This is a genomic window from Streptomyces olivaceoviridis (assembly GCF_014650115.1).
Lineage (GTDB): Bacteria > Actinomycetota > Actinomycetes > Streptomycetales > Streptomycetaceae > Streptomyces > Streptomyces olivaceoviridis.
The window spans coordinates 582,802-609,329 of the sequence record NZ_BMUI01000001.1; the positions used below are offsets into that span (position 1 = coordinate 582,802).

The 26,528-nt window shown below is 72.1% G+C and carries 22 protein-coding genes and 1 pseudogene; 14 read left to right on the forward strand and 9 right to left on the reverse strand.

The annotated features are described in order from the left end of the window. Positions 1-24: 24 nt before the first annotated feature. Positions 25-2,280, reverse strand: coding sequence for an SF1B family DNA helicase RecD2 (recD2, locus tag IE273_RS02635; protein WP_189813468.1), 2,256 nt, complete (start codon positions 2,278-2,280; stop codon positions 25-27). 54 nt (positions 2,281-2,334) lie between these two features. Between recD2 and IE273_RS02640 the strand changes: the two genes are divergently transcribed. Then, the gene (locus tag IE273_RS02640; protein ID WP_189813727.1) at positions 2,335-2,853 is read left to right on the forward strand and encodes a hypothetical protein; all 519 of its coding nucleotides are present in this window, start codon (positions 2,335-2,337) and stop codon (positions 2,851-2,853) included. 168 nt (positions 2,854-3,021) lie between these two features. Here IE273_RS02640 and IE273_RS02645 read toward each other — a convergent pair whose 3' ends face one another. Beyond that, on the reverse strand, positions 3,022-3,402 hold the full coding sequence (locus tag IE273_RS02645) for a VOC family protein (protein WP_189813469.1): 381 nt from the start codon (positions 3,400-3,402) through the stop codon (positions 3,022-3,024). A gap of 328 nt (positions 3,403-3,730) precedes the next feature. Between IE273_RS02645 and IE273_RS02650 the strand changes: the two genes are divergently transcribed. Next, the gene (locus IE273_RS02650; protein ID WP_189813470.1) at positions 3,731-4,651 is read left to right on the forward strand and encodes an RpnC/YadD family protein; all 921 of its coding nucleotides are present in this window, start codon (positions 3,731-3,733) and stop codon (positions 4,649-4,651) included. A 211-nt stretch (positions 4,652-4,862) separates the two neighbouring features. Beyond that, entirely contained in the window at positions 4,863-5,507 is a 645-nt protein-coding gene (locus IE273_RS02655; RefSeq protein ID WP_189813471.1) for a dihydrofolate reductase family protein, read from the forward strand. A gap of 167 nt (positions 5,508-5,674) precedes the next feature. Here the strand turns inward: IE273_RS02655 and IE273_RS02660 are convergent. Together IE273_RS02660 and IE273_RS02665 are read right to left on the reverse strand one after the other, a co-directional pair. Then, positions 5,675-5,856, reverse strand: a pseudogene (locus IE273_RS02660) (helix-turn-helix domain-containing protein); the annotation flags it as partial. 38 nt (positions 5,857-5,894) lie between these two features. Next, positions 5,895-6,596, reverse strand: coding sequence for a DUF2637 domain-containing protein (locus IE273_RS02665; protein WP_189813472.1), 702 nt, complete (start codon positions 6,594-6,596; stop codon positions 5,895-5,897). A 710-nt stretch (positions 6,597-7,306) separates the two neighbouring features. Here IE273_RS02665 and IE273_RS02670 point away from each other — a divergent pair. From IE273_RS02670 to rbsD, 5 genes are all read left to right on the forward strand, one after another. Next, the gene (locus IE273_RS02670; RefSeq protein ID WP_189813473.1) at positions 7,307-8,365 is read left to right on the forward strand and encodes a LacI family DNA-binding transcriptional regulator; all 1,059 of its coding nucleotides are present in this window, start codon (positions 7,307-7,309) and stop codon (positions 8,363-8,365) included. Beyond that, entirely contained in the window at positions 8,362-9,918 is a 1,557-nt protein-coding gene (locus IE273_RS02675; protein WP_189813474.1) for a sugar ABC transporter ATP-binding protein, read from the forward strand. Before IE273_RS02670 ends, IE273_RS02675 begins: the two co-directional genes overlap by 4 nt. Continuing rightward, positions 9,908-11,857, forward strand: a complete 1,950-nt coding sequence (locus IE273_RS02680; RefSeq protein ID WP_189813475.1) for an ABC transporter permease/substrate-binding protein — start codon at positions 9,908-9,910, stop codon at positions 11,855-11,857. The genes IE273_RS02675 and IE273_RS02680 overlap by 11 nt, the downstream gene beginning before the upstream one ends. A gap of 79 nt (positions 11,858-11,936) precedes the next feature. After that, complete coding sequence (locus tag IE273_RS02685; RefSeq protein ID WP_189813476.1) at positions 11,937-12,839, forward strand: ribokinase; 903 nt, start codon at positions 11,937-11,939, stop codon at positions 12,837-12,839. Further along, on the forward strand, positions 12,836-13,225 hold the full coding sequence (gene rbsD / locus IE273_RS02690; protein WP_189813477.1) for a D-ribose pyranase: 390 nt from the start codon (positions 12,836-12,838) through the stop codon (positions 13,223-13,225). Before IE273_RS02685 ends, rbsD begins: the two co-directional genes overlap by 4 nt. Before the next feature lie 212 nt (positions 13,226-13,437). Here rbsD and IE273_RS02695 read toward each other — a convergent pair whose 3' ends face one another. From IE273_RS02695 to IE273_RS02705, 3 genes are read right to left on the reverse strand one after another with little or no spacing between them, the layout of a single operon-like run. Further along, positions 13,438-14,238, reverse strand: a complete 801-nt coding sequence (locus IE273_RS02695; RefSeq protein ID WP_189813713.1) for a sugar phosphate isomerase/epimerase family protein — start codon at positions 14,236-14,238, stop codon at positions 13,438-13,440. 35 nt (positions 14,239-14,273) lie between these two features. Continuing rightward, entirely contained in the window at positions 14,274-15,425 is a 1,152-nt protein-coding gene (locus IE273_RS02700) for a dihydrodipicolinate synthase family protein (RefSeq protein ID WP_189813478.1), read from the reverse strand. Then, a complete protein-coding gene (locus IE273_RS02705; RefSeq protein WP_189813479.1) occupies positions 15,422-16,573 on the reverse strand; it encodes a Gfo/Idh/MocA family protein in 1,152 nt (383 codons plus the stop codon). Before IE273_RS02705 ends, IE273_RS02700 begins: the two co-directional genes overlap by 4 nt. A 235-nt stretch (positions 16,574-16,808) precedes the next feature. Here IE273_RS02705 and IE273_RS02710 point away from each other — a divergent pair, with 235 nt between their 5' ends. The 5 genes from IE273_RS02710 (at position 16,809) to IE273_RS02730 (ending at position 22,415) form a co-directional block, all read left to right on the forward strand. Beyond that, positions 16,809-17,855 (forward strand): LacI family DNA-binding transcriptional regulator, encoded by a 1,047-nt coding sequence (locus tag IE273_RS02710; RefSeq protein WP_189813480.1) that lies wholly within the window; start codon positions 16,809-16,811, stop codon positions 17,853-17,855. 223 nt (positions 17,856-18,078) lie between these two features. Continuing rightward, positions 18,079-18,675 (forward strand): dihydrofolate reductase family protein, encoded by a 597-nt coding sequence (locus tag IE273_RS02715; RefSeq protein ID WP_189813481.1) that lies wholly within the window; start codon positions 18,079-18,081, stop codon positions 18,673-18,675. A gap of 78 nt (positions 18,676-18,753) precedes the next feature. Further along, positions 18,754-19,680: a bifunctional helix-turn-helix transcriptional regulator/GNAT family N-acetyltransferase gene (locus IE273_RS02720; RefSeq protein WP_189813482.1), complete on the forward strand. Its 927-nt coding sequence runs from the start codon at positions 18,754-18,756 to the stop codon at positions 19,678-19,680. Between the two features lie 572 nt (positions 19,681-20,252). Then, positions 20,253-21,053 carry a sugar phosphate isomerase/epimerase family protein gene (locus IE273_RS02725; protein WP_189813483.1) on the forward strand — a complete coding sequence of 267 codons (801 nt, stop codon included), beginning with the start codon at positions 20,253-20,255 and terminating at the stop codon, positions 21,051-21,053. Between the two features lie 120 nt (positions 21,054-21,173). Next, positions 21,174-22,415, forward strand: coding sequence for an MFS transporter (locus IE273_RS02730; protein ID WP_189813484.1), 1,242 nt, complete (start codon positions 21,174-21,176; stop codon positions 22,413-22,415). Here the strand turns inward: IE273_RS02730 and IE273_RS02735 are convergent. Continuing rightward, positions 22,390-22,983 carry an alpha/beta hydrolase gene (locus IE273_RS02735; RefSeq protein ID WP_189813485.1) on the reverse strand — a complete coding sequence of 198 codons (594 nt, stop codon included), beginning with the start codon at positions 22,981-22,983 and terminating at the stop codon, positions 22,390-22,392. The two genes, IE273_RS02730 and IE273_RS02735, sit on opposite strands and share 26 nt — an antisense overlap. 199 nt (positions 22,984-23,182) lie before the next feature. Between IE273_RS02735 and IE273_RS02740 the strand changes: the two genes are divergently transcribed. After that, positions 23,183-25,048: a glycoside hydrolase family 3 protein gene (locus IE273_RS02740; protein WP_189813486.1), complete on the forward strand. Its 1,866-nt coding sequence runs from the start codon at positions 23,183-23,185 to the stop codon at positions 25,046-25,048. Positions 25,049-25,110: 62 nt separating this feature from the next. Here IE273_RS02740 and IE273_RS02745 read toward each other — a convergent pair whose 3' ends face one another. Then, complete coding sequence (locus IE273_RS02745) at positions 25,111-26,526, reverse strand: S28 family serine protease (protein ID WP_189813487.1); 1,416 nt, start codon at positions 26,524-26,526, stop codon at positions 25,111-25,113. Between the last annotated feature and the right edge of the window lie 2 nt (positions 26,527-26,528).

Below are 26,528 nucleotides of genomic sequence, written 5' to 3' on the forward strand. Positions count from 1 at the left end.
ACTTCGGGGCCCTTTGCCGGGAGCTCAGGCCCCCAGTCTGTAGTCCAGGGCCGTGCACCGCCGCCCGGCCGACACCGTGCGCACCGCCTGCCCGATCGCCCTGCGCGAACCGACGAGAACGACCAGCTGACGGGCCCGGGTGACCGCCGTGTAGAGCAGGTTCCGCTGGAGCATCATCCATGCTCCCGTGGTGACGGGAATCACCACGGCGGGATATTCACTGCCCTGTGAGCGGTGGATGGTCACCGCGTACGCGTGGGCCAGTTCGTCCAGTTCGTCGAATTCGTACGGAACCTCCTCGTCCTCGTCCGTCAGCACGGTCAGGCGCTGTTCCACCGGATCGAGCGAGGTGACGACACCCACGGTGCCGTTGAAGACACCGTTCTTCCCTTTCTCGTAATTGTTGCGAATCTGGGTGACCTTGTCGCCGACGCGGAAGACCCGGCCACCGAACCGCTTCTCCGGCAGATCGGGTCGCCCGGGCGTGATGGCCTGCTGGAGCAGCCCGTTGAGCGTGCCCGCACCGGCCGGCCCCCGGTGCATCGGCGCGAGCACCTGCACGTCCCGGCGCGGGTCCAGCCCGAACTTGGCCGGAATCCGCCGCGCGGCCACATCCACGGTGAGCCGGCCGGCGGCCTCCGTGTCGTCCTCCACGAAGAGGAAGAAGTCCTTCAGCCCGTCGGTGAGCGGATGCTGCCCCGCGTTGATGCGGTGCGCGTTGGTGACGACACCGGACTGCTGGGCCTGCCGGAAGACCCGGGTGAGCCGGACGGCCGGGACGGGACTGCCGTCGGCGAGCAGATCGCGGAGGACCTCCCCCGCGCCCACGCTGGGCAACTGGTCCACGTCCCCCACGAAGAGCAGATGGGCCCCCGGCGGTACGGCCTTCACGAGCTTGTTGGCGAGCAGCAGGTCCAGCATGGACGCCTCGTCCACGACCACCAGGTCGGCATCGAGCGGCCGGTCCCGGTCGTAGGCGGCGTCCCCGCCGGGCTTCAGCTCCAGCAGCCGGTGCACGGTGGATGCCTCGGCTCCGGTCAGCTCGGCCAGCCGCTTGGCGGCCCGTCCGGTCGGGGCGGCGAGCAGCACCTTGGCACGCCGGGCCCGGGCCAGCTCCACGATCGAGCGCACGGTGAACGACTTGCCGCAGCCGGGCCCGCCGGTGAGGACCGCGACCTTCTCGGTCAGCGCGAGCTTCACCGCCGCCTCCTGCTCGGGCGCGAGGTCGGCGCCGGTACGGGATCCCAGCCACCCGAGCGCCTTGCCCCAGTCCACGTCCCGGAACCCCGGCATCCGGTCCTGGTCCGTGCGCAGGAGCCGCAGCAGTTGGGCGGAGAGGGAGAGTTCGGCGCGGTGGAAGGGGACGAGGTACACGGCGCTGACGGGCTCGTCGCCGCCGCCCTCGGGTCCGGGCACCTTCTCCCGGACGACCCCCGGATCGCCTCCGTCCTCCGGTACCCGGCCCAGCTCGCCCAGGCACTCGATGACCAGCCCGGTGTCCACCTGGAGCAGCTTCACGGCATCGGCGATCAGCCGCTCCTCCGGCAGGAAGCAGTGCCCCTGGTCGGCGGACTGCGACAGCGCGTACTGCAAGCCGGCCTTCACGCGCTCGGGACTGTCGTGCGGGATCCCGACCGACTGGGCGATCTTGTCGGCGGTGAGGAAGCCGATGCCCCAGACGTCGGCGGCGAGCTGGTAGGGGCGTTCCTTCACGACGGAGATCGACGCGTCGCCGTACTTCTTGTAGATCCGCACGGCGATGGAGGTGGACACCTCGACGGTCTGGAGGAAGAGCATGACCTCCTTGATGGCCTTCTGCTCGTCCCAGGCGTCGGCGATCTTCTTGGTGCGTTTGGGGCCGAGGCCGGGGACCTCGACGAGGCGCTTGGGCTCCTCCTCGATGATCCTCAGGGTGTCGACGCCGAAGTGCTGGGTGATGCGGTCGGCGAAGACCGGCCCGATGCCCTTGACCAGCCCGGACCCCAGATAGCGCCGGATGCCCTGGACGGTGGCCGGCAGCACGGTCGTGTAGTTCTCCACGTGGAACTGTCTGCCGTACTGCGGGTGCGATCCCCAGCGGCCCTCCATCCGGAGGGATTCACCGACCTGGGCGCCGAGGAGCGCGCCGACCACCGTGAGGAGATCCGCGGCGCCTCTGCCGGTGTCGACCCGGGCCACCGTGTACCCGTTCTCCTCGTTGGCGTACGTGATCCGCTCCAGCACGCCTTCGACCACGGCAAGACGCCGTTCGCCGGTCTGGGTCCCCGCCTGTTGAGCCATGATCCGACGGTACCGGTGAGGTCTGACAGCGGCCCACTGGTACCGTCCCTGCCCATGACCGACGCCGAGGGGAACGGGGCCGCCGCCCAGGAGTTGCGGGACCGCGTCGAGGCGGCTGCCGCGGGGACGCCGTACCGCTTGCAGGGGACGGCGGACGGCTTCGACCTGACCGTCGACGTCCGTACCCCGCAGTGGCGGGAGCTCCTGACCCGGCACCGCGTCGCTCAGGTCCACACCTACCGGGTCGCGCTCCGCCCGCGGGAGAAGCGCTTCACGCTGACCGACGTCGTCCGCACCGTCGAGTACGAGGCGGGCCCGGGCGGGGTCCGGCTGGGCAGGACCGTGTCCGTCGGCCGGAGCGTGTACGTCACCAGGACGTGGAGCCCGGGCGGCACACCGGAGTACTCCTTCTCCTCCGCCGAGGGCCACCGCCTGATCCGTGGCGCGGCCCGGGAGCTGGGCTGGCGGGAGGTCCGGCCCACGAGCGTGAAGATCGCCATGGCCTTCGGCATCCTCGGCGGCGTCGGTGCCCTGGGCACGTTGATCGCCCTCGCCGCCGTGTTCTGGCTCTGAACGGTCAACTCGCCCACGAGCGCCGGGATTCGGGGCTCCGGACCGGCGCACTACGGCGGACCCGTGATCCGCGTGCACTTCTACCAGGCGGGCCGCCGGGCCGACCACACGGAGGCGTTCTGGGTGAAGTCGGCCGGTGTGCCGGACCACGGCTCTCCCTGGCCGCGCTCAGAGGGGGTTGAGGCGGGCCTTGAGCAGGCAGAACTCATTGCCCTCGGGGTCGGCGAGAACGTGCCAGGACTCCTCGCCGGTCTGACCGATGTCGGCCGGACGCGCCCCGAGCTCCACGAGGCGTTCGAGTTCGGCGTCCTGATCACGGTCGGTGGCGTTGACGTCGATGTGCAGCCGCGGCTTCCCCGGCTCCGGCTCGGCCCTGCGGCTGAGGAAGAGCGTCGGCTGCGCGCCGCCGAACCCTTCCCGCGGCCCGATCTCGATGCTGCCGTCCTCCTCGCGTCCCAGCACCACGAAGTCCAGGACCTCGCACCAGAACCGCGCCAGCACCTCGGGTTCGCGGCAACCGAGCACGAGCTCACTGATACGACATGCCATGGAAGGAACCTGCTCTCAGCGTGGGACGACCGGTGCGGCCACGTGAACCGGATGGGCTCGGCCCGGCGGCGCGGCGGGAACACGCCGAGACCGTACCGGGCGGGGCGAGGAGGTGCGAAGGGTTTTGGGGCCTGAGGGTGGAGGTGGGGGTGCTGGTCCTTCTTCAGGGCTTCGAGGCAGGTGGCGAAGGCGGGGCTGGGGCTGGTGACGGCCTGTGCGCAGTGCTGGGGTGGCAGCCGTCGGCGTGGTTCGGGGACCGGGGGAAGTGCGCGTGGTGCGAACTTATGGCGGGCCGGCTCGTTGATCACGTCGTATGAAAGGAGAGCTGATGGTCGGCTCGTCGCATGAGGCGTTGCACCGGATCTTCCAGAAGGATCCGGCGTTGCTGACGCGGGCGTTACAGCGGGTGCTGGATGTGCCGTTCCCGGAGCCGCGGGAGATCGCGGCGCTGAACGTGGACCTGACGGAGATCGAGCCGGTCGAACGCCGGGTGGACACGTTGCTGCGGGCGGAGACGGATCAGGGCACGTATCTGCTGGTGGTGGAGTCACAGGGGAAGGTGGACGAGCGTAAGCGGGGCAGCTGGCCGTACTACCTGTCGTACCTGTACGAGAAGTACCGGTGCGAGCCGGTGCTGATCGTGATCACGCAGAGCAGTGCTACGGCGAAGTGGGCCTCGCGTCCGATCCGGTTCGGGTTCTCGGGGTGGGACTCGTTGACGGTGCGTCCGCTGGTGCTGGGTCCGGACAACGTGCCGGTGATCGCGGACGAGCGGCAGGCCGAGCGGGACGTCCCCCTTGCGGTGCTGTCGGCGATGACACACGGGCGTGGGCCGGGGGCGGCGGCCATACTGGAATCCCTGGCATCCGCCCTGCGGACCATCGACCCCGACAGTGCCGCGGTCTTCGTGCAGTTCGTCGACTCATGCCTGGCCGATCCCCAGGCGAAGCAGATGTGGAGGGATTTGATGACGGCGATCCAGTACTTCTGGCGACACCCGCTGGCCGAGCAGGTACGGGAAGAAGGACGGGAGCAGGGCCTGGAGGAGGGCTTGGAGCAGGGGCTGGAACAAGGCCGGGCGGAGGCCAAGGCCGAGATGGTGCTGCACATCCTGGAATGGCGTGGCGTCCTCGTGCCGGAAGCCGTCCGCGAACGGGTGAACGCCTGCACAGACCTCGACCAGTTGGAGACCTGGGCCCAGCGAGCCGTTCACGCGGCGGACGCCACGGAGTTGTTCACCGAGGAGTGAGCAAGTAGCCCTTGGGCCGCGGAAGCGGTGGCCCAGCCCGGCACCGGGCCCTCGGGTCGGCTGCGTCCGCATCGTCGGCAGGGGTGCGCGGTCGGGCCTCGGCGGTTTACGGCCACTTGCGGGCCGCTGTCGATCCGGCCACGTCCCGTTCGACGTCATGATGTGCGGCGCCTCGCTGCACGATGACGCGACGGGACTGACGAGGACACACGTGGATCAACTGCTGAGAGTCATGAACTTCAACGTGTCGATTGACGGAATCGGTGCCGGTGAGTACCAGAGTCTTGAGCGGCCGTTCGGGCACGACCATCCCGAGAGGCTGTTCGCCTGGGCCGGAGCCACGGCGAGCTGGCCCATGCGCACGGATCCCGGGGGGAGCCGGGGCCTCGACGACTACTTCACGCGGGACTTCGCACGCGACATCGGCGCCGAGATCATGGGCCGCAACAAGTTCGGGCCCCAGCGTGGGCCCTGGCAGGACCATGACTGGCGCGGCTGGTGGGGGGTGGAGCCCCCGTTCCGCACCCCGGTGTTCGTCATGACCCACCACACGCGTCCGTCGTTCACGCTCCGCGACACCACGTTCCATTTCGTCGACGGCGACCCGGCCACGGTCCTCGAACGGGCGCGGGAGGCGGCGCAGGGCAAGGACGTCCGGCTCGGCGGCGGGGTCACCACCATCCGGCAGTTCCTTGATGCCGGCCTCGTCGACACCATGCATGTGGCGGTCTCGCCGGTGAAGCTCGGGTCCGGACTGCGGCTGTGGGAGTCCCCCGATGACCTGCTCGACCGGTTCCACCTGGACGTCGTGCCCAGCCCGAGTGGTGTGACGCACCACCTGTTCTGGCGAAGGTGACGCGAGGGACCATCCAAGTTCAGGCCGCGGGAGTGAGGGGGCGTCCGCCCCAGCGGATGCCCTTCTCGCCGCGGATGCGGGCGCGTTCCGTGCGCTCGGCGGCCGGGACGTCGCGGTGGCGGGCGTTGGTGTTGCACCAGCGCAGACCGTGAACTGCCTCAGCGGTCCGGACGGCCTCCCGCCCGCCGAGGGGCCAGGCAGGCCAGGCCGATCTCGTTGAACCGCTGGATCACTTCGCGGACGGTGTCCTCGTCGGCCCGCACCAGTTGGGCGATACCGGCACCCGGTTCCCGCCGACCGAGGCCAGCAGCGTCATCGCGCGCCGGTGGCGCACCGAACTGGTGCGGCCCACGACCACCGACCCGGCGAAACCGTGCGGTCGGAGCACTAGCGGCGGTGGCGGGGTTTGTCCTGGCGCGGGGGGAGCGTCAGGGTGATTTGACGGACCAGTTGCTGGAAGCATGCCAGGGACGCGCATGCGGGGAGGGCGGCGCCGGCGATACCTGTGATCGTTCGGTCGGCCTGGGCCACGCACAGCATCATCGCGACGGATGAGAACAGCAGGACGATGAACCACGAGTGCAGGGCCCGGCGCTGGTGCAAGGCACTGCGCAGGATGGAGAGGGAAGCCACCATCCAGGGGCCGTACACGAGAATGGGCCACCAGGCGATCATCTCGCCGCTCGTGCTCGACGTGATGTTCCGCAGTGGCCCGTAAGCCGCCATTCCGCCGAATACGCTGACCATCGCCACGATGACAGAAACGAATGCGGCGATCACGAAGCTGCCGGTCTGCATCCATTTGACGTGGATTTTTCGAACCCGGCTCTTGCGGTGTCCGGCCCCGGCGGAAGGGCGCCGGATGGGCGGCAGCTGTGCGGTGATCCGGGCCAGGTTCTCCATCGGGTCGGCGTAGTCGGGTGCCGGTTCGCCGCGAGGGGGCGGGACCACGGTCGGCTGCTCGGCCGGAACGGCCTCCTGGAGGAGGTAGGCGAGTTCCTCGGCCGGGTCCCAGCCCGAGTCGGGGGGCACCAGGAGGGCCGCTGAGTCCAGGGCGTCGACGGGGCTGCCGTGCCAGACGGTACCCACCGTGTAGGGGGGTGTGTCCGCGTACCGTTCACGCCGGGCGAAGGGGGAACCCGCATAGTCGTGATTCATGAAGATCCGCCCCCGTCACACGCGATCCGCGCGACAGTCAGAGTTTGCCTGGTCGGTCCATCGTTGATTAAGTTCCTCCTGAACCGCTTCCAACAGCGTGAGGAACTCGCGGAGCAGCGACTCGGTGGCCTGGGGTTCGACGCGCACGCCGTCCCCGCGCAAGGTGCCACGCGCCTCCAGCGAGCGTGCAACACCGGGTGTGTAAATATACCTTCCCACCGTCGCCACACGACTCGCAGACAGACTGTCTTTCCTCGCGTCGCGGTGAGGCAAGCCATGGAACCTTGCTGTCGTCATATTCGAGCTAACGCCGCCCCCTCTCCTCCAGATGCGCGGCAAATGAGTGAACATGACGCAGGGAAAACATTGGAAGTGCGTTTTTTCATTTGTGTCATTCGCTTTTCAGTGGCCCGTTTATGGGTCGAGTGGTTTGTATTCTGAGAACCCTTCCGGTCTGATCGTCCGCCCCGTCGCCGGCGGTCCGTCCGGCGCCGGGGCGGACGGCCCCCTCGCACACCCCCGGTCACGATTGGGTCTCGGCCGCCCGGCACCCCTTGCCTCCGACCCGTGTAATCGATTCCAATCCTCCCTACGGCAGGGATGTAATCGATTCCACGATCCACGAGGAGGTGGGGCCGGCGATGGCGAGCATCAAGGATGTGGCCGCTGCGGCGGGTGTGTCCGTGGCCACCGTGTCGCGCGCGCTGAACGGGCATCCGTCCGTCAGTGCCGACGCGCGGGCACGGGTGATGGAGGCCGTGGACGCCCTGGGCTACCGGCCCAACGCCGTCGCCCGCTCCCTCCGGACGGATCAGACCCGTACCCTCGGGCTGGTCATCAGCGACGTGCTGAATCCTTACTTCACCGAGCTGGCCCGTTCCGTCGAGGAAGAGGCCCGCGCGCTCGGCTACAGCGTGATCATCGGGAACGCCGACGAGCGGCCCGAGCTCCAGGACCATCACGTACGGACCCTGCTCGACCGGCGGATCGACGGGCTGCTCGTCTCCCCCACCGACGGCGGTTCGCCCTTGATGCTGGACGCCGCCCGGGCGGGGACGCCGATGGTGTTCGTCGACCGGTGGATCCCGGGCGTGGACGTTCCGGTGGTCCGCGCGGACGGGCAGGCCGCCGTACGGGACCTCGTCGCCCATCTGTGCCGGCTCGGGCACCGCAGGCTCGCCATCATCGCCGGGCCCGCCGCCACCACCACCGGCAGTGAGCGTGTGGAGGCGTTCCGGGCCGCGCTCGCCGAGTACGGGCTCTCGCTCCCGGACGTCTACATCGGGCAGGGCGACTTCCAGGCGGAGAGCGGGCGGCGGGTCACCGAAGGGTTCCTCGATCTGCCGGAGCCGCCCGAGGTCGTCTTCGCCGCCGACAACCTGATGGCGCTCGGCGCCCTGGACGCCGTACGGGCGCGCGGGCTGCGCGTGCCCGACGACATCGCGCTGGCCGCGTTCGACGACATCCCGTGGTTCGTGCACACCGATCCGCCGGTCACCGCCATCGCCCAGCCGACCGGTGAGCTGGGTCGGGCCGCCGTACGGGCCCTGGTCGACCGGATCGAGGGGCGCACCCCGCGCTCCGTCACCCTGCCCGCACGGCTCGTCGTACGCCGCTCCTGCGGAGAGACGCACGTGCCCTCCCAGACCCCCGCACCCCCCACGCAGTCCCCCTCCCCAGTGCAAAGGAGCACGTCGTGAGCAACCCGGACGAGTTGCTGCGCATCGAGGGCATACGCAAGACCTTCCCCGGCGTGGTCGCGCTCGACGGCGTCGACTTCGACCTGCGCCGGGGTGAGGTCCATGTACTGCTCGGTGAGAACGGCGCCGGCAAGAGCACCCTCATCAAGATGCTCTCCGGTGCCTACACCCCCGATGCCGGCCGGATCCTCGTAGGCGGTGAGGAGGTGCGCATCCATGGTGCGCAGGACTCCGAGCGCCTCGGGATCGCCACCATCTACCAGGAGTTCAACCTCGTTCCCGATCTGACCGTCGCCGAGAACATCTTCCTGGGCCGGCAGCCGCGCCGGTTCGGGATGATCGACCGGAAGCGGATGGAGGCGGAGGCCGCGACGCTGCTGGAGCGTGTCGGGGTCGATGTCTCGCCCCGGGCCCGCGTGCGGGAACTCGGCATCGCGCGGCTCCAGATGGTCGAGATCGCCAAGGCGCTCAGCCTGGACGCGCGCGTGCTCATCATGGACGAGCCGACCGCCGTGCTCACCTCGGAGGAGGTGGAGAAGCTCTTCGCCATCGTGCGGTCGCTGCGCGAGGACGGCGTGGGAATCGTCTTCATCACCCACCACCTGGAGGAGATCGCCGCCCTGGGGGACCGGGTGACCGTCATCCGGGACGGGCGCAGTGTCGGGCAGGTGCCCGCCTCGACGCCCGAGGACGAGCTCGTACGGCTGATGGTGGGGCGCTCCATCGAGCAGCAGTACCCGCGTCAGCGTCCGGAGCAGGGCGCCGCGCTGCTGTCCGTCGAGGGGCTGGGCCGTGACGGCGTGTTCCACGACGTGAGCTTCGAGGTGCACGCCGGCGAGGTCGTCGGTATCGCGGGGCTCGTGGGGGCCGGCCGTACGGAGGTCGTCCGGGCGGTGTTCGGCGCCGACCCGTACGACCACGGGGTCGTGCGGGTCTCCGGTGCCGAGCTCAAGCGGCACGACGTGAACGCGGCGATGGCGGCCGGGATCGGGCTGGTGCCGGAGGACCGCAAGGGCCAGGGACTGGTGCTGGACGCCTCCGTCGCGGAGAACCTGGGGCTGGTGACCCTACGGTCGGCCACCCGGGCCGGGCTGGTGGACCGCAAGGCGCAGTACTCCGCCGCCGAGCGGATCGCCGGGCAGCTGGGCGTGCGCATGGCGGGCCTCGGGCAGCATGTGCGGACCCTGTCCGGCGGCAACCAGCAGAAGGTCGTCATCGGCAAGTGGCTGCTGGCCGACACCAAGGTGCTGATCCTGGACGAGCCGACGCGCGGTATCGACGTCGGCGCCAAGGTCGAGATCTACCAGCTGATCAACGAGCTGACGGCCGCCGGTGCCGCCGTGCTGATGATCTCCAGCGATCTGCCGGAGGTGCTCGGCATGAGCGACCGGGTGCTGGTGATGGCCCAGGGCCGGATCGCCGGTGAACTCCCGGCCGACGAGGCCACCCAGGACGCCGTCATGGCGCTCGCCGTCTCCACCCCGACCGCCGGCTCGGACTCCGCCACCGGCTCCACCCCCCTCACCGACAAGGAGGCCACCCGTGGCCACTGACACGCTCAAGAGGCCGGCGGGCGCGAGTGGCGCCCCGGGCGGCCTGCGCCGACTGCTCCTCGACAACGGCGCGCTCACCGCGCTGATCGTCCTGGTCATCGCCCTGTCGGCGCTGTCCGGCGACTTCCTGACGACGGACAACCTGCTCAACATCGGCGTCCAGGCGGCCGTGACGGCGATCCTCGCCTTCGGCGTGACCTTCGTGATCGTCTCGGCGGGCATCGACCTGTCGGTCGGCTCGGTGGCCGCGTTGTCGGCGACCGTGCTGGCCTGGAGCGCCACCTCCCACGGGGTGCCCGTGGTGCTCGCGGTGCTGATGGCGGTCGCCACCGGCATCGTCGCCGGTCTGGTGAACGGTTTCCTCATCGCCTACGGCAAGCTGCCGCCGTTCATCGCGACGCTGGCCATGCTGTCGGTGGGCCGCGGTCTCGCCCTGGTGATCTCGCAGGGCTCCCCCATCGCCTTCCCGGACTCGGTCTCCCACCTCGGGGACACCCTCGGCGGCTGGCTGCCGGTGCCGGTGCTGGTCATGGTGGTGATGGGACTCATCGCCGCGTTCGTGCTGGGGCGGACGTACATCGGCCGGTCCATGTACGCGATCGGCGGCAACGAGGAGGCCGCGCGGCTGTCCGGTCTCCGGGTGCAGCGGCAGAAGCTCGCGATCTACGCCCTGTCCGGGCTGTTCGCCGCCGCGGCGGGCATCGTGCTCGCCTCCCGGCTGTCCTCGGCGCAGCCGCAGGCCGCCGACGGTTACGAGCTGGACGCCATCGCGGCGGTCGTCATCGGCGGCGCCTCGCTGGCGGGCGGCACCGGCAAGGCGTCCGGCACGCTGATCGGCGCGCTGATCCTGGCGGTGCTCCGCAACGGTCTCAACCTGCTCTCGGTCTCCGCGTTCTGGCAGCAGGTCGTGATCGGTGTCGTGATCGCGCTGGCGGTGCTGCTGGACACCGTCCGCCGCAAGGCCGGGGCGACCCCGGTGGCCGCCGGCACGGGCGGGCCGAAGGGCAAGCAGGCAGCCACGTACGCGCTCGCCGCCGTGGTCACCGTCGCCATCGTCGGCGCGACCTCCTTCCTGCACGGCGGTTCCTCGTCGTCCACGACCCCGAAGATGGGGCTGTCCCTGTCCACGCTCAACAACCCCTTCTTCGTGCAGATCCGGTCGGGTGCCCAGGCCGAGGCGAAGAAGCTGGGTGTGGACCTGACCGTCACCGACGCCCAGAACGACGCCTCGCAGCAGGCCAACCAGCTCCAGAACTTCACCAGTTCGGGCCTGGGCGCGATCATCGTCAACCCGGTGGACTCGGACGCGGCGAGCAACTCCGTGAAGGCCGCCGACAAGGCGAAGATCCCGGTCATCGCCGTGGACCGCGGTGTCAACCACGCGTCCGTGGACACGCTGGTGGCCTCCGACAACGTCGCCGGTGGTGAGCTGGCCGCGAAGACCATCGCCGAGAAGCTGGGCGGCAAGGGCAAGATCGTCATCCTCCAGGGCCAGGCGGGCACGTCGGCGGCCCGGGAGCGGGCGGCCGGGTTCGCCCAGGGCCTCAAGGCCTACCCGGGCATCCAGGTGCTGGCGCAGCAGCCCGCCGACTTCGACCGCACCAAGGGCCTCGACGTGATGTCGAACCTGCTCCAGGCCCACCCGGACGTGCAGGGCGTCATCGCCGCCAACGACGAGATGGCTCTGGGCGCGATCAAGGCGCTCGGCTCCAAGGCCGGCAAGTCCGTGCAGGTGGTCGGCTTCGACGGCACCCCGGACGGCCTGACCGCGGTCAAGAACGGCACGCTGTACGCGTCCGTCGCCCAGCAGCCCTCGCAGCTGGGGAAGATCGCCGTGGACAACGCCCTCAAGGCGGTCAAGGGCGACAAGGTGGACCCGACGGTGAAGGTGCCGGTGAAGGTGGTCACCAAGGACAACGTGGCCGGCTTCACCGGCTGACAACAGGCGATTCGGGCGGGCGGCCCCGGGCACTTCCGGGGCCGGCCCGCCTGGCGTCATCTCTCAGGGGAGTCAACTGATGTACGACTACGACCTTCTGGTCGTGGGATCGGCCAATGCCGACCTGGTGATCGGTGTCGAGCGGCGGCCGGCCGCCGGCGAGACGGTGCTCGGCGGCGATCTGGCCGTGCACCCGGGCGGCAAGGGCGCCAACCAGGCGGTCGCCGCGGCCCGGCTCGGTGCCGCCACGGCCCTGCTGGCGCGGGTCGGCGACGACGGCCACGGCCGGCTGCTGCTCGACTCCCTGCGCGAGGCCGGGGTCGACACGGTGGGCGTGCTGGTGGGCGGGGCCCCGACGGGGGTCGCGCTGATCACCGTCGACCCGTCCGGCGACAACAGCATCGTGGTGTCGCCGGGCGCCAACTCCCGCCTGCTGCCGGCGGACGTCCGGGCTGCGGCGGGCGTCCTGCGCGCCTCCCGGGTGGTGTCGGCGCAGCTGGAGATCCCGCTGGAGACGGTCGTGGAGGTCGTACGGAACCTGGCGCCGGGCAGTCGCTTCGTGCTGAACCCGTCGCCGCCGCGCGAGCTGCCCGCGGAGGTGCTGGCGGCGTGTGACCCGCTGATCCTCAACGAGCACGAGGCACGGGTGGTCCTCGGGGACGCCTGCGCGAGCGACGATCCCGAGGACTGGGCCCGGCTGCTGCTGGCCAGGGGTCCCCGCTCGGTGGTGGTGACGCTGGGCGCGGAGGGGGCGCTGGTGGCCGACGGCTCGGGGGCGACCCGGGTGCCGTCGGTGACGGTGGACGCGGTGGACACCACGGGTGCCGGGGACGCGTTCACGGCCGCCCTGGCCTGGAAGCTCGGTTCCGGTGCGGACCTGGCGGACGCGGCGGCCTACGCGGCCCGCGTCGGCGCGGCGGCCGTGACCAGGCGGGGCGCGCAGGAGTCGTACCCGACGGCGGAGGAGGTCGAGGCCCTGTGAAGAAGGCGGGGATCCTCAATCGTCATCTCTCCGGCGCCCTGGCCGAACTGGGCCACGGGCACGGGGTGCTGGTCTGCGACGCGGGCATGCCGATACCCGACGGCCCCCGGGTGGTGGACCTGGCCTTCCGCGCCGGTGTGCCGTCCTTCGCCGAGGTGCTGGACGGCCTGCTGGCCGAGCTGGTGGTGGAGGGCGCCACGGCGGCCCAGGAGGTGCGGACGGCCAATCCGGCGGCGGCCGGGCTGCTTCAGGCCCGCTTCCCCGAGCTGTCCCTCGTCTCGCACGAGCGGCTGAAGGAGCTGTCGGCCGGGGCCCGGCTGATCGTCCGCACCGGCGAGGCCCGGCCGTACGCGAACGTCCTGCTGCGCTGCGGGGTGTTCTTCTAGGGCGAGGAAGGCCGGAGCCCAGGGCGGGGACGGCCGGAACGTTTCGAGGGGGCGTCCCCGGCCCAGTAGGCCGGGGACGCCCCCTCGGCGTTCCCCTCCCCTGCCGGAACCCGACCCTCCCCCCGGGGTCCCCCGTGGTTCCGACGACGGTTACGACACGGCAGGCGGCGGAATGGTTGCACCCGGTTCTGGGAATTCCTCCGCGGGGTCCGCTAGCGGATCACGTGCTCCACGAACCGCCGCGCCGTCTCCGCCAGCACCTCGCGCCCGTCCCGTGCCCACAGCCGCTCGTTGAACAGCTCGACCTCGATGGGGCCGGTGTACCCGGCGGCCTCCACCCATCTCCTCCACTCCCGCATGTCGACCGCTCCGTCGCCGAGCTGACCGCGCCCGTTGAGGACGCCCTCGGGCAGGGGGGTGGTCCAGTCGGCGAGCTGGAAGGTGTGGATGCGGCCCGCCGCGCCCGCGCGGGCGATCTGCGCGGGCGCCTGGTCGTCCCACCAGACGTGGTACGTGTCCACGGCCACCCCGACCTGGTGCGCGGGGAAGCGTTCGGCGAGGTCCAGGGCCTGGGCGAGGGTGGAGACCACACAGCGGTCGGACGCGTACATCGGGTGCAGCGGCTCGATGGCGAGACGTACGCCGCGCTCGGCCGCGTAGGGGGCGAGGACGGCCAGCGCGTCGGCGATGCGCTCCCGGGCGCCGCGCAGGTCCCTGCTGCCGGCGGGGAGTCCGCCGGAGACCAGGACCAGGGTGTCGGTGCCGAGGGTGGCGGCCTCGTCGATCGCCGCGTGGTTGTCGCCCAGCGCCTCGGCCCGCTCGACGGGGTCGGTCGCGGTGAGGAAGCCGCCCCGGCACAGCGTCGTCACCGTCAGGCCCGCGTCCCCCACCAGCTTGGCCGCGGCCTGAACGCCGTACCGCCGCACCGGCTCCCGCCACAGGCCGACCCCGGGGACGCCCAGCGCGACACAGGCGTCGACCAGGTCCGGGAGGGACAGCTGCCTGACCGTCATCTGGTTGACGGAGAAGCGCGCGAGTTCCGCCGTGCTCACTGGTCCACCCCGTACAGCGACAGAAGGGACTTCATCCGTTCCTCCGCGAGCTTCGGGGCCGGGAACAGGCCGAGGCCGTCGGCGAGTTCGTAGGCGCGGGCGAGGTGCGGCAAAGAGCGGGCCGACTGGAGGCCGCCGACCATGGCGAAGTGGCTCTGGTGGCCGGCGAGCCAGGCGAGGAACACCACCCCCGTCTTGTAGAAGCGGGTGGGCGGCTGGAACAGGTGGCGGGACAACTCCGCCGTGGGGTCGAGGAGTTCGCGGAAGCCCTGGACGTCACCCGTGTCCAGGACCCGTACCGCCCCGGCCGCGAGCGGGCCCAGCGGGTCGAAGATACCGAGCAGGGCGTGGCTGAAGCCCTGGTCGTCGCCCGCGATCAGCTCCGGGTAGTGGAAGTCGTCGCCGGTGTAGCAGCGCACGCCCCGCGGCAGCCGTCGTCTGAGGCCGACCTCGCGCCGCGCGTCCAGCAGCGAGATCTTGACGCCGTCGACCTTGTCGGGGTGTGCGGCGATCACCTCCAGGAAGGTGCCGGTGGCCGCGTCCAGGTCGGACGAGCCCCAGTAGCCCTCCAGGGCCGGGTCGAACATCGGGCCGAGCCAGTGCAGGACCACCGGTTCGGCGGCCTGGCGCAGGAGGTGGCCGTAGACCTCCAGGTAGTCCTCGGGGCCCTGCGCCGTCGCGGCCAGCGCCCGGGACGCCATGAGGACGGCCTGGGCGCCCGCCTCCTCCACGACCGCGAACTGCTCCTCGTACGCGGCCCGGATCCGGGCGAGGGTGCCCCCGGCGAGCTGGTCCGTGCCGACACCGCAGGCGATACGGCCGCCGACCGCGCGCGCCTCCGCGGCGCTGCGCCGGATCAGTTCGGCGGCGCCCGCCCAGTCCAGGCCCATCCCGCGCTGGGCGGTGTCCATCGCCTCGGCGACACCGAGCCCGTGCGACCACAGGTGGCGGCGGAAGGCGAGGGTGGCGTCCCAGTCGATCGCGGCGGGCGCGTCGGGCGAGACGTCGGCGAACGGGTCGGCGACGACATGGGCCGCCGAGAAGACCGTGCGGGAGCTGAAGGGGGTGCCGGGGGCGAGGGAGAGGGGTGCGGTGCGCGGCTCGTACGTGCGCAGGGTGCCGTCCGCCGCGGGGAGTCGGATGGTCACAGGGAGATCTCCGGTACGACGATGCGGCGGCCCTCGGCGGAGGACTTCAGGCCCAGTTCGGCGAGTTGGACACCCCGGGCGCCGGCCAGCAGGTCCCAGTGGTAGGGGGCGTCGGCGTAGACGTGTGTGAGGAACAGCTCCCACTGGGCCTTGAAGCCGTTGTCGAACTCGGCGTTGTCGGGGACCTCCTGCCACTGGTCGCGGAAGACCTCGGTGGCGGGGACGTCCGGGTTCCACACCGGCTTGGGGGTGGCGCTGCGGTGCTGGACACGGCATCCGCGCAGGCCGGCGACGGCCGAGCCCTCGGTGCCGTCGACCTGGAACTCGACCAGTTCGTCGCGGTGGACGCGGACCGCCCAGGAGGAGTTGATCTGGGCGACGGCGCCGCCTTCGAGTTCGAAGACGCCGTAGGCGGCGTCGTCGGCGGTGGCGTCGTAGGGCTTGCCGTTCTCGTCCCGGCGCTGGGGGATGTGGGTGGCGGCGAGGGCCTGGACGGAGGTGACCCGGCCGAACAGCTCGTGCAGGACGTATTCCCAGTGCGGGAACATGTCGACGACGATGCCACCGCCGTCCTCGGCGCGGTAGTTCCAGGAGGGGCGCTGGGCGGGCTGCCAGTCGCCCTCGAAGACCCAGTAGCCGAACTCGCCGCGCACGGAGAGGATCCGGCCGAAGAAGCCGCCGTCGACGAGGCGCTTCAGCTTCAGCAGGCCCGGCAGGAAGATCTTGTCCTGGACGACGCCGTGCTTGACGCCCTTGTCGTGGGCGAGGCGGGCGAGGGCGAGGGCGCCGTCGAGGCCGGTGGCGGTGGGCTTCTCGGTGTAGACGTGCTTGCCGGCCGCGATCGCCTTCGTGAGTGCCTCCTCGCGGGCGGAGGTGACCTGGGAGTCGAAGTAGATGTCGACGGACGGGTCGGCGAGGACGGCGTCCACGTCGGTGGAGACCTGGTCCAGGCCGTGCCGCTCGGCGATCTCCCGCAGGGCGTGCTCACGCCGGCCGAGCAGGACCGGTTCGGGCCAGAGCACGGTGCCGTCGCCGAGGTCGAGGCCGCCCTGCTCCCGCAGGGCGAGGATCGACCGGACGAGGTGCTGGCGGTAGCCCATGCGCCCGGTCACGCCGTTCATGGCGATACGCACCGTCTTGCGTGTCACGTGAGTCCCCTTCGCGGGCCGGTGGAGCAGGCGATTCAACCATCGGACAGCAAGCGCTTTCTAGATGGGGAGAAGCTAGCCTCTGGAAGTGGTCTGTACAAGACCGTGTCCGCTTCGGGTTGTTCGAGGGGGCGAACAACCGGGGTCCGTGGCCTTATGGTCTGCTCGGAACCAGGACGGATGCCTGGCTGTCTACGAGGGCGTACCCCATGACGCGTGACCGGAGGACGACGAGATGACGGTGACCCTGGCGGACGTGGCGGCCCGCGCCCAGGTCTCCCCCGCGACGGTGTCGCGCGTACTGAACGGCAACTACCCGGTCGCCGCGTCCACCCGCGAGCGGGTGCTGCGCGCGGTGGACGAGCTGGACTACGTCCTCAACGGCCCCGCCAGCGCGCTCGCCGCGGCCACCTCCGACCTGGTCGGCATCCTCGTCAACGACATCGCCGACCCGTTCTTCGGGATCATGGCGAGCGCGATCCAGGCGGAGATCGGGGGCCCGGGCGGGCGCGCGGGCGGCGAACGCCTCGCGGTCGTCTGCAACACCGGCGGCTCCCCCGAGCGCGAGCTGACGTATCTGACCCTGCTCCAGCGGCAGCGGGCCGCGGCCGTGGTGCTGACCGGCGGGGCCGTGGAGGACGCGCCGCACGCGGCCGCGGTCGCGGCGAAGCTGCGGAAGCTGGCGGACGCCGGGACCCGGGTGGTGCTGTGCGGGCGCCCGCCGGCGCCGGACACCGAGGCCGTCGCGCTGACCTTCGACAACCGGGGCGGCGCCCGCGCGCTGACCGACCACCTCATCGGCCTCGGCCACCGCCGGCTCGGCTACATCGCCGGCCCCGAGGAGCGCACGACCACCCGGCACCGCCTGGAGGGCCACCGCGCGGCGCTCGCGGCGGCGGGCATCGAGGAGGACCCGCGCTGGACGGTCCACGGCCGCTACGACCGCCGGTCCGGTCACGAGGCCACGCTGGAACTGCTGCGCCGCGATCCCTCGTTGACGGCGATCGTGGCCGCGAACGACTCCGTCGCCCTCGGCGCCTGCGCCGCGCTGCGGGAGTCCGGGCTGCGGATTCCCGAGGACGTCTCGGTGGCCGGCTTCGACGACCTGCCGTTCAGCATCGACGCGGTGCCGTCCCTCACGACGGTCCGGTTGCCGCTGGCGGAGGCGGGTGCGCGGGCCGGGCGCATCGCGATGGGGCGGGAGGAGCCGCCGCCCGGGGGGATCGCCGCGGTGCGGGGGGAGTTGATGGTGCGGGGGTCCTCAGGGGTGCCGCGGGAGTAAGGGCGCGGGGTGCCGGGGCCGCGTCGGGGTGGGGCTGTGATTGTGTGCCGGGTGCGGGTGCGCGGTGGTTGAGCGCGCCCGCGCGGCGGAGCCGCACATCCATACAGCCCCGCGCCCCCGAGGTTGGCCGGGCCGCCGTCTTCCTGGTCGGCACCGATGAGTTCTCGAGGTGCCGGGCGTCTTCATCGTCGTAAGCAACGGACACTTGCCGAGGAGCGGATCCATGCGTGTCGTCGTCACCGAGTTCATCAGCCTTGACGGAGTCGTGCAGGCCCCGGGCGGGCCCGAGGAGGACACCGACGGGGGGTTCGCGCACGGTGGGTGGTCGCACCCGTTCTTCGACCCGGAGGTCGTGGGCGGGGCGTTCGCCGCGGGGCTGGAGAAGGCCGAGGCGCTGCTGTACGGGCGGCGGACGTATCTGACGATGGCCGCCGCGTGGCCGGAGCGGGCGGGGGACCCGTTCGCCGACCGGCTGAACTCCATGAAGAAGTACGTCGTGTCCGACACGCTCGGCGAGTCCGAGCTGAGCTGGGAGAACACCGTGCGGATTCCGGGGGCGCGGGCCCTGGAGACGGTACGGGAGCTGCGGGCCGCCGAGGGCGGGGACCTGGCGATGATGGGCAGCCCCACGCTGGTGCGGGCGCTGATCGCGGCGGGGCTCGTGGACGAGTTGCGGCTCGTCGTCATGCCCGTACTGCTCGGCGGCGGGAAGTCGGTCTTCCCTGCCGACGGGGGGCTGCGCAGCTGGGAGCTGGTGTCGTCGGCCACCGCGAAGACCGGGGCGCAGGTGAACGTGTACCGGCCGGCCGGGCGGTCGTAGGCGTGGACGGGGGCGCGCGGGCGGCCTAGGCTCGCAGGAGGCAGGATCTCTGACTGGGTCAAGCATCCGGGGGCGATCATGACCGTCCAGGACGTCCGTGCTTTCAACCGCTTCTACACCGGTGTGATCGGCGCCCTCGACTACGAGCGCCACCTGTACGCCCCGTACACCCTGACCGAGGCCCGCGTGCTCTACGAACTCGCGCACGCGCCGTACCTGGACGCGGCCGACGTGCGCGGTGGGCTGGGGCTCGACGCCGGGTACCTGAGCCGGATCCTGAACCGTTTCGAGGAGGACGGGCTGGTCCGGCGGGAGCCGTCGCAGGACGATCCGCGGCGGCGCCGGATCACGCTGACCGGGCACGGGCGGGAGACCGCCGCGCTGCTGGACGAGCGGGCCCGGGAGTCCGTCGCGGCGCTGCTCGACGGCGTCGCTCCGGCGGACCGGGCCCGGCTGACCGAGGCCATGCGGACCATCCGGGACATCCTGGGCGGTCGGAAGCAGGCCGCGGACGTGGTGGTACGGGAGCCGCGGGCCGGGGAGCTCGGATGGATCGTGCAGCGCAACGGCGCGCTGTACGCGGTCGAGTACGGGTGGAACGCCGAGTACGAGGGGCTTGTCGCCCGGATCGTCGCCGACTACGCGGAGGATCACGATCCGCATCTGGAGCGGGTGTGGATCGCCGAGTTGGCCGGGCGGCCCGTGGGCTGTGTGATGTGCGTACGGGACGGCGCGCCCGGCACCGCGCGGCTGCGGCTGCTGCTCGTGGAGCCCGAGGCGCGCGGGCACGGCGTCGGGGACCGGCTGGTGCGGGCCGTGATCGACTTCGCCCGTGGGGCCGGCTACCGGGAACTGGTGCTGTGGACCAACGACGTGCTCGACAGCGCCCGCCGCCTCTACCAGCGGCACGGGTTCGTCCTGGTCGCCGAGCAGCCCCACCGCTCCTTCGGCAAGGACCTGGTCGGCCAGGACTGGCGGCTGACGCTGCGCGGACCGGGCGAGTGACGCACGGTCCCCGGACAGCGCCGAAGGGTCCCACCGCCTCCGTGAGTCACGGTCCGCGGGCGCGCTGGCCGCACCCGGCGAGTGACGCGGGGGATCCCGGACCCCAGCCGACCTGTCGACCAGGACCGGCGGCTGACTGCCACGATCCAGTCGGTCAGGACCGGCGGCTCCCTCGGGCACGCCCCGGTCGGCCGGGACCAGGCGCACACACCGCCCGCCCCGAGCCGGCGACGCACGACGACCCGGACCCCAGCCGACCAGGACCCGCGGCTGACTGCCACCACACCCTCGGCCAGGACACGCGGCTCCCCGCCACCACCCCCTCGGCCAGGACCAACCCCTCCCCTCCCCGCCCCGCGCCCACCGGCCAGGACCGCCGGCTCCCCCGCCCGCGCCCCCACCTGCCAGGACCGGCGGCTCCCCGGCCGCGCCCCAGCCCGCCGAGACCAGGCGCGCGCACCGCCCGCCCCGAGTGAATGGCGCACGGCAATCCGGGTACCAGTCGGCCGAGAGCGGCGGCTCGCGCTGGGGGATCAAGCGTGTGGCCGGTGGGGCGAGTAGGGTCCCTGCCCATGAAGCTGGCGTTCTCCACTCTCGGTGTCCCCGGCCTGCCCGTCCCGGAGGTCCTCGCGCTCGCGACCGCGCACGGCTACCACGGTGTCGAGTTGCGCGCCCATCCCGAGGAGCCGGTGCACCCCGGCCTGGCACCTGCCGGGCGCGCCGAGACCGCGGCCCTGTTCCGGGACGCCGGGGTCGAGGTGCTGGGCCTCGCCGGTTACGCGCGCGTCGCCGCTCCGGGCGACGACGCGCCCGTACTGGCGGAGATCCGGGACCTCCTGCGGCTGGCCCACGACCTCGGCGCGCCCTTCGTCCGGGTCTTCCCGGGCGCCGACCCGGACCGGCCCCGCGAGGAGTCGGACGCGATCGCCGCCCGGCGGCTCGGCACCGCCGCCGAGGACGCCGCCGCCCTGGGCGTCCGGATCCTGCTGGAGACCCACGACTCGCACCGCACCGGCGCCGACGCGATCCGGATCCTCGGCCCGGTCGGACACCGGCAGGTGGGCGCGCTGTGGGACGTGATGCACACCTGGCTGGGCGGCGAGCAGCCGTCGGACACCTTCGCGGCCCTCGCCCCGCACCTGGGCTACGTCCAGGTCAAGGACATCGCCTCCGCCGAGGACACCGCCCCGCTGCCGCTCGGCGCCGGAGTGCTGCCGCTCGGCGAGTGCGTGGACGTGCTGTCCCGGCACCACTGGGACGGCTGGCTGTGCTGGGAGTACGAGAAGCGCTGGTACGAGGGGGCCGCACCGCTTCCGGGTCTGCTCGACGCCGGCCGCGAGCATCTGCTGAGGGTGCTGGGCGAAGCGGCCTAGCCCCCGCCGGCCCACCCGGGGAGGGCCGCCGCCCGCGCGGAATTCGCTGGCCGGGGCGTCGGCGTCCGGTTACCCTCCCCCGGTGATCCAGCCACCGGGGCCGTGCGCCCGCTTCCGCTCATGAGCCTCGCCCGCTCGCTCATCGACGTACGCCCCCTGCGCACCTCGCCCGTCTTCCGGCGGCTGCTGATCGGCCGGACCGTGTCCGTGCTCGGCGGGTTCATGACCATGGTGACGGTCATGTACCAGGTCTGGGACCAGACCCGCAGCACCGCGTGGACCGGTGCCGTCGGGCTGGCCCAGGCGCTGCCGCTGGTGGTGTTCGGGCTGTTCGCCGGGGCGTGGGTGGACCGGGCCGACCGGCGCCGCGTGTTCCTCGCGGCGACCGTCGGCCAGGCGGTCTGCTCGCTGCTGCTCGCCGTGCAGGGCTTCACCGGGCATGTGCCGCCGGCGGTCGTCCTGCTGCTCGTCGCCGTGCAGTCGGGTTTCGGCGCGCTGGGCGCCCCGGCCGCCGGGGTGTTCGTACCCCGGCTGCTGCCCAAGGAGCAGGTGGCCGCCGGGCTGGCGCTCCAGCAGGTGACCGGTCAGTCGATGATGCTGCTCGGCCCCGCCCTGGCCGGGCTGCTGCTCGGCTGGTTCGGCATCGGCGTCTGCTATCTGCTGGACGCCCTCAGCTTCGGCCTCGCCTTCTACGGCGCCCGCGGGCTGCCCGCGCTGCCGCCGCAGGGCGAGCCGTCGCGGGCCGGGCTGCACGGGGTGCTGGACGGGCTGCGGTTCCTGGCCGGGCACCGGGTGGTGCGGGGCGCGCTGGTCACCGACCTCGCCGCGACCGTGCTGTCGTTCCCGGTGAGCCTGTTCCCGCTGGTGAACGCCGAGCGGTTCGGGGACGATCCGCGCACCCTCGGCCTGTTCCTGTCGGCGCTGGCCGTGGGCGGGGTCACCGCGACCGCGCTGTCCGGCCCGCTGACCCGGCTCGCCCGGCCGGGCCCGGTGATGCTGTGCGCGTCCGCCACCTGGGGCGCGGCCCTGGTGCTGTTCGGCCTGGCCGGCAACCCCTGGCTGGGCCTGGCCCTGCTCGCGCTGGCCGGTGCGGCGGACGCCACGGCCGTGGTCTCCCGCTCCACGATCGTGCAGACCCGCACCCCGGACGCGCTGCTCGGCCGGGTCACGGCGGCCGAGCAGATCGTCGGCCAGGCGGGTCCCAGCCTCGGCAACGCGCGCGGCGGTCTGCTCGCCGGCTGGACCTCGGGCACGACCGCCCTGATCAGCGGCGGCCTGTTGTGCGTGCTGGCGGTGGCGGCGGTCGCGACGACGACACCCGAACTGCGGGACGGGGCTAGCGCGGTGCCGGACGCACCGTGAGCGGTGCGGTGCCGCTGACGCACCAGTCCAGGACCGCCGGCCAGGGGCCGTACCCGGCGTCCAGGTCGAGGTGGGCGGCGCCGGGCAGGATGTCGGCGGGGATGCCGAGCGGCTCGGCGAAGACCGTGTCCGCGCCCCCGGGGCAGTACGGGTCGTCGTCGCCCGCGACCAGCCGCGTCGGCCCGGACAGGGTGAAGTCGAGCGCGGGCGGGGCGAAGGCGGCCACCTCCGGGTACCGGGCGAGGACGGGACCGGACGGCGGGGAGACGAGCAGCACCCGGTCCGCGTACCGCTGCTGCTTCATGCCCCGGGCGGCGGCGTGCAGCCACAGCACGGCGGACAGGCTGTGGGCCACCACGACCCGCTCCTCCGGCCCGTTCAACCCCTCCAGGTGGCGGGCGAGTTCACCGAGCCAGACGTCCAGGTCGGGGTCGTCGGCGTCGGGTAGCTGCGGGTAGCCGACCCGGTGGCCGAGTGCGGTGAGCCGGCCGGCGAGCCAGTGCTGCCAGTGCTCGGGCGGACGGTGGTTCTGCCAGCCGTGCAGGATCAGGTACGCGCGTGTGGTCATGCCGGTGATCCTCCACGGCCCGCGTCCGCCGGTCCAGCGAGCCCCTTCGAAGCCGCGGAACGTCCGGACGCGCCCCGCGAATGCCCGGCCGGCCGCCCCTTCGTGGTTACTGTGCACTCCCTTGACGGAAAGAAACTTCCCGGATATTGGTGACTCCTCGGAAGTTTCCTTCAGCGGTTCTCCTCTGGAAGGAGCGCACGTGCACCACACCAGCACGGGTAGCGGCACCGGCACGAACGGCACTGAGAACTCCGCGGGCAGACGCGCCGCACGGCCGTCCAGACGCGCCGTCCTCGCCGCGACCGCGGGCCTCACCGCCGCGCTGACCGTACCGACGACCGCCCACGCCGCCACCCCCGACGACCGCCGGCTGCGCGCCCTGATCTCCCGCATGTCGCTGGAGGAGAAGGTCGGCCAGCTCTTCGTGATGCGGGTCTACGGCCACTCCGCCACCGCCCCGGACCAGGCGGACATCGACGCCAACCTCCAGGAGATCGGCGTCCGCACCGCCGCCGAGCTGATCGCCAAGTACCGGGTCGGCGGCATCATCTACTTCGCCTGGGCGCACAACACCCGCGACCCGCACCAGATCGCCGACCTCTCCAACGGCATCCAGCGGGCCTCCCTGGACCAGCCGCGCGGCCTGCCGGTGCTCATCGCCACCGACCAGGAGCACGGCGCGGTGTGCCGGATCGGCAAGCCCGCCACCCTCTTCCCCGGCGCCATGGCGATCGGCGCGGGCGGCTCCCGCTCCGACGCCCGCGCCCTGGGCCGGATCTCGGGCGCCGAGCTGCGCGCGATGGGCGTCAACCAGGACTACTCCCCCGACGCCGACGTGAACGTCAACCCGGCCAACCCGGTCATCGGCGTCCGCTCCTTCGGCGCCGACCCGGAGGCCGTGGCCGGGCTGGTCGCCGCCGAGGTGAAGGGTTATCAGGCCGCGGGGGTCGCCGCGACCGCGAAGCACTTCCCGGGCCACGGGGACACCGCCGTCGACAGCCACTACGGCTTCCCGGTCATCACCCACAGCCGCGAACAGTGGGAGGAGCTGGACGCCGTACCCTTCCGGGCCGCGATCCGCGCGGGCATCGACTCGATCATGACCGCGCACATCCAGTTCCCGGCGCTGGACGACTCCGGCGACCCGGCGACCCTCTCCCGCCCGATCCTGACCGGCATCCTGCGCGAGGAACTCGGCTACGACGGTGTCGTGATCACCGACTCGCTCGGCATGCAGGGCGTGCGCACCAAGTACGGCGACGACCGGGTGCCGGTGCTCGCGCTCAAGGCCGGCGTGGACCAGTTGCTCAACCCGCCGTCGCTGGACGTGGCCTGGAACGCGGTGCTGAGGGCCGTGCGGGAGGGCGAGCTGACCGAGGCCCGCCTGGACGAATCGATCCTGCGCATCCTGCGCCTGAAGGCCCGGCGCGGACTCTTCGACCGCCCCTCGGCCGACCGGGCGGACGTCGACCGCACGGTGGGCACCAAGGCCCACCTGGCGACGGCCGACCGCATCGCCGAACGCACCACCACCCTGCTGGTCAACGAGGACGCCACCCTGCCCCTCGACCGCCGTACGCGGCGCAGGCTCCTGGTCGTCGGCGCCGACCCGGCCTCCCCGTCCGGCACCACCGGGCCGCCCACCGGCGTCCTGGCCGCCGCCCTCACCGAACTGGGCTTCACCGCCACGGCCCTGTCCACCGGCACCGCCCCGTCCGCCGCGGCCGTCGACCAGGCGGTCACCGCCGCGCGGGACGCGGACGCGGTGATCGTGGCCACGTACAACGTGACGGCGTCCAGCACCCAGCGCACCCTGGTGGACCGCCTGCTGGCCACGGGCAGGCCGGTGGTCGCGCTGGCCGTCCGCAACCCGTACGACATCGCGCAGCTCCCCTCCGTCCGCGCCTGCCTGGCCACGTACTGCTGGACGGACGTCGAACTGCGCGCCGCCGCACGGGTGATCGCGGGCCGGGTGAGACCGCGCGGGAAGCTGCCGGTGCCGGTGCAGCGGGCGGACGACCCCACGCGGGTGCTGTACCCGATCGGCCATGGGCTGACCTACTAGGGGGCACCCGCCCGCCCGCAGGGCCGGTCGGCGGGCACCGTCCGCCGACCGGCCGTCCATGCTCACGGCCGCAGCGCCGGCTCCCGCTCCGTGTCCCGCACGTCCAGCTTCGCGTCGTACCGGGCCAGTGGCTTCGCCTCGGCCACGGTGGACGGGGAAGCACCTGCCCACTTCAGGATGCGGGCCGTGGCCAGGGACTTCTCCTCGGGGACCAGGCCGGCCACGTTCGCGCCGTGGTTCGCCCCGGGTGCCGTGAAGACGTACGCGTCGCGGGCGCCCGCGCCGAGGCGGAAGCGCTCCGAGCCCCAGGGGTCGTTCTGGCCGTAGACGAAGAGCATGTGGTGGGCGTGGTGGCGGACCCACGTGTCCACGTCCCGCATGGCGTCCGGCTGGAAGCGCATCGGGATGGAGCGGGGGACGAAGTTGCGCGGGGGCTGGTAGCCGTAGCGGATCAACTTCCGCTCGATGTGGGGGAAGTGGATCGTCGGGGCGCCCAGCTGCGTGCCCGCCTGGTAGTAGTACGGGGTGTACGTCTCCAGGCCCTGGTCGGTGTAGGCGGAGAAGCCGGAGATCGTGTCGACGGAGTTCCAGATCTCCTCGTCGGTCGCGGTCGCCGCGTCCGCCGGAACGGTGTCGCAGTCCTTCAGGAGGCTGTACTGCCAGAAGCCCCAGACGTAGTCGAGGACGACCGCCTCGTAGGCCTTGTCGAGGCTGCCGATGGTGGTGAAGGTGTAGCCGTTCTCGGCGGCGTACGCGGCGTACTTCTGCTCCAGCGGCCCGCGCCGCACCAGCGCCTCCCGCTGGACGGCGTTCAGCCGGTCCCGGCACTCCTTGGTGCCGACCCGCTCGAAGAAGCGGTCGTACGCCGAGTCCTCCTTGTTCACGACGTCGTTGGGGGCGACGTAGGCCACCACGCCGTCCATGTCACGGGGGTAGAAGCGCTCGTAGTACGTCGCCGTCATGCCGCCCTTGGAGCCGCCGGTGGCCAGCCAGTTGGCGGAGTAGAGGGGCTTGAGGGCCTCGTACACGCGGTGCTGGTCGCTCGCCGCCTGCCAGATGTCGAGCGTGCTCCAGTCGGCCGGGGCCGGGCGGGACGGGGTGAAGAAGCGGTATTCCAGGGAGACCTGGTTGCCGTCCACGATCTGGGTGGGCTCGCGGCGCGAGGGCGTCGTGGAGACGTTGTAGCCGCTGGTGTAGAAGACCGTGGGGCGGCTGGTGTCCTTGTGCAGCACGGTGATGCGCTGCTGGAAGGTGCCCCGGTCGGGGTGGCGGTGGTCGACCGGCTGCGTGTAGTCCAGGACGAAGTAGCGGTAGCCGGGGTACGGCTTCTCCTGGAGGAGGCTCATGCCGGGTATCGACAGGAGCCGGTCCTTGATGTCGGTGGGCTCGGGCTCGGCGGCGGTGGCCGCGCCGGCCGCCGTGCTCAGGGTTCCCAGGAACACCGTGAGCGCCAGCAGCCATCTGAGCGCCTTGCGCATGC

Bases quoted from the DNA above. Each gene is read 5' to 3' on its own strand.
- IE273_RS02650 (WP_189813470.1), top strand. From the start codon at position 3,731: ATGGTCGGCTCGTCGCATGAGGCGTTGCACCGGATCTTCCAGAAGGAT.
- IE273_RS02725 (WP_189813483.1), top strand. From the start codon at position 20,253: ATGAAGCTGGCGTTCTCCACTCTCGGTGTCCCCGGCCTGCCCGTCCCG.
- IE273_RS02730 (WP_189813484.1), top strand. From the start codon at position 21,174: ATGAGCCTCGCCCGCTCGCTCATCGACGTACGCCCCCTGCGCACCTCG.
- recD2 (WP_189813468.1), bottom strand. From the start codon at position 2,280: ATGGCTCAACAGGCGGGGACCCAGACCGGCGAACGGCGTCTTGCCGTG.
- IE273_RS02745 (WP_189813487.1), bottom strand. From the start codon at position 26,526: ATGCGCAAGGCGCTCAGATGGCTGCTGGCGCTCACGGTGTTCCTGGGA.
- IE273_RS02670 (WP_189813473.1), top strand. From the start codon at position 7,307: ATGGCGAGCATCAAGGATGTGGCCGCTGCGGCGGGTGTGTCCGTGGCC.
- IE273_RS02710 (WP_189813480.1), top strand. From the start codon at position 16,809: ATGACGGTGACCCTGGCGGACGTGGCGGCCCGCGCCCAGGTCTCCCCC.
- IE273_RS02735 (WP_189813485.1), bottom strand. From the start codon at position 22,983: ATGACCACACGCGCGTACCTGATCCTGCACGGCTGGCAGAACCACCGT.
- IE273_RS02720 (WP_189813482.1), top strand. From the start codon at position 18,754: ATGACCGTCCAGGACGTCCGTGCTTTCAACCGCTTCTACACCGGTGTG.
- IE273_RS02640 (WP_189813727.1), top strand. From the start codon at position 2,335: ATGACCGACGCCGAGGGGAACGGGGCCGCCGCCCAGGAGTTGCGGGAC.
- IE273_RS02715 (WP_189813481.1), top strand. From the start codon at position 18,079: ATGCGTGTCGTCGTCACCGAGTTCATCAGCCTTGACGGAGTCGTGCAG.
- IE273_RS02645 (WP_189813469.1), bottom strand. From the start codon at position 3,402: ATGGCATGTCGTATCAGTGAGCTCGTGCTCGGTTGCCGCGAACCCGAG.
- IE273_RS02695 (WP_189813713.1), bottom strand. From the start codon at position 14,238: ATGACGGTCAGGCAGCTGTCCCTCCCGGACCTGGTCGACGCCTGTGTC.
- IE273_RS02685 (WP_189813476.1), top strand. From the start codon at position 11,937: ATGTACGACTACGACCTTCTGGTCGTGGGATCGGCCAATGCCGACCTG.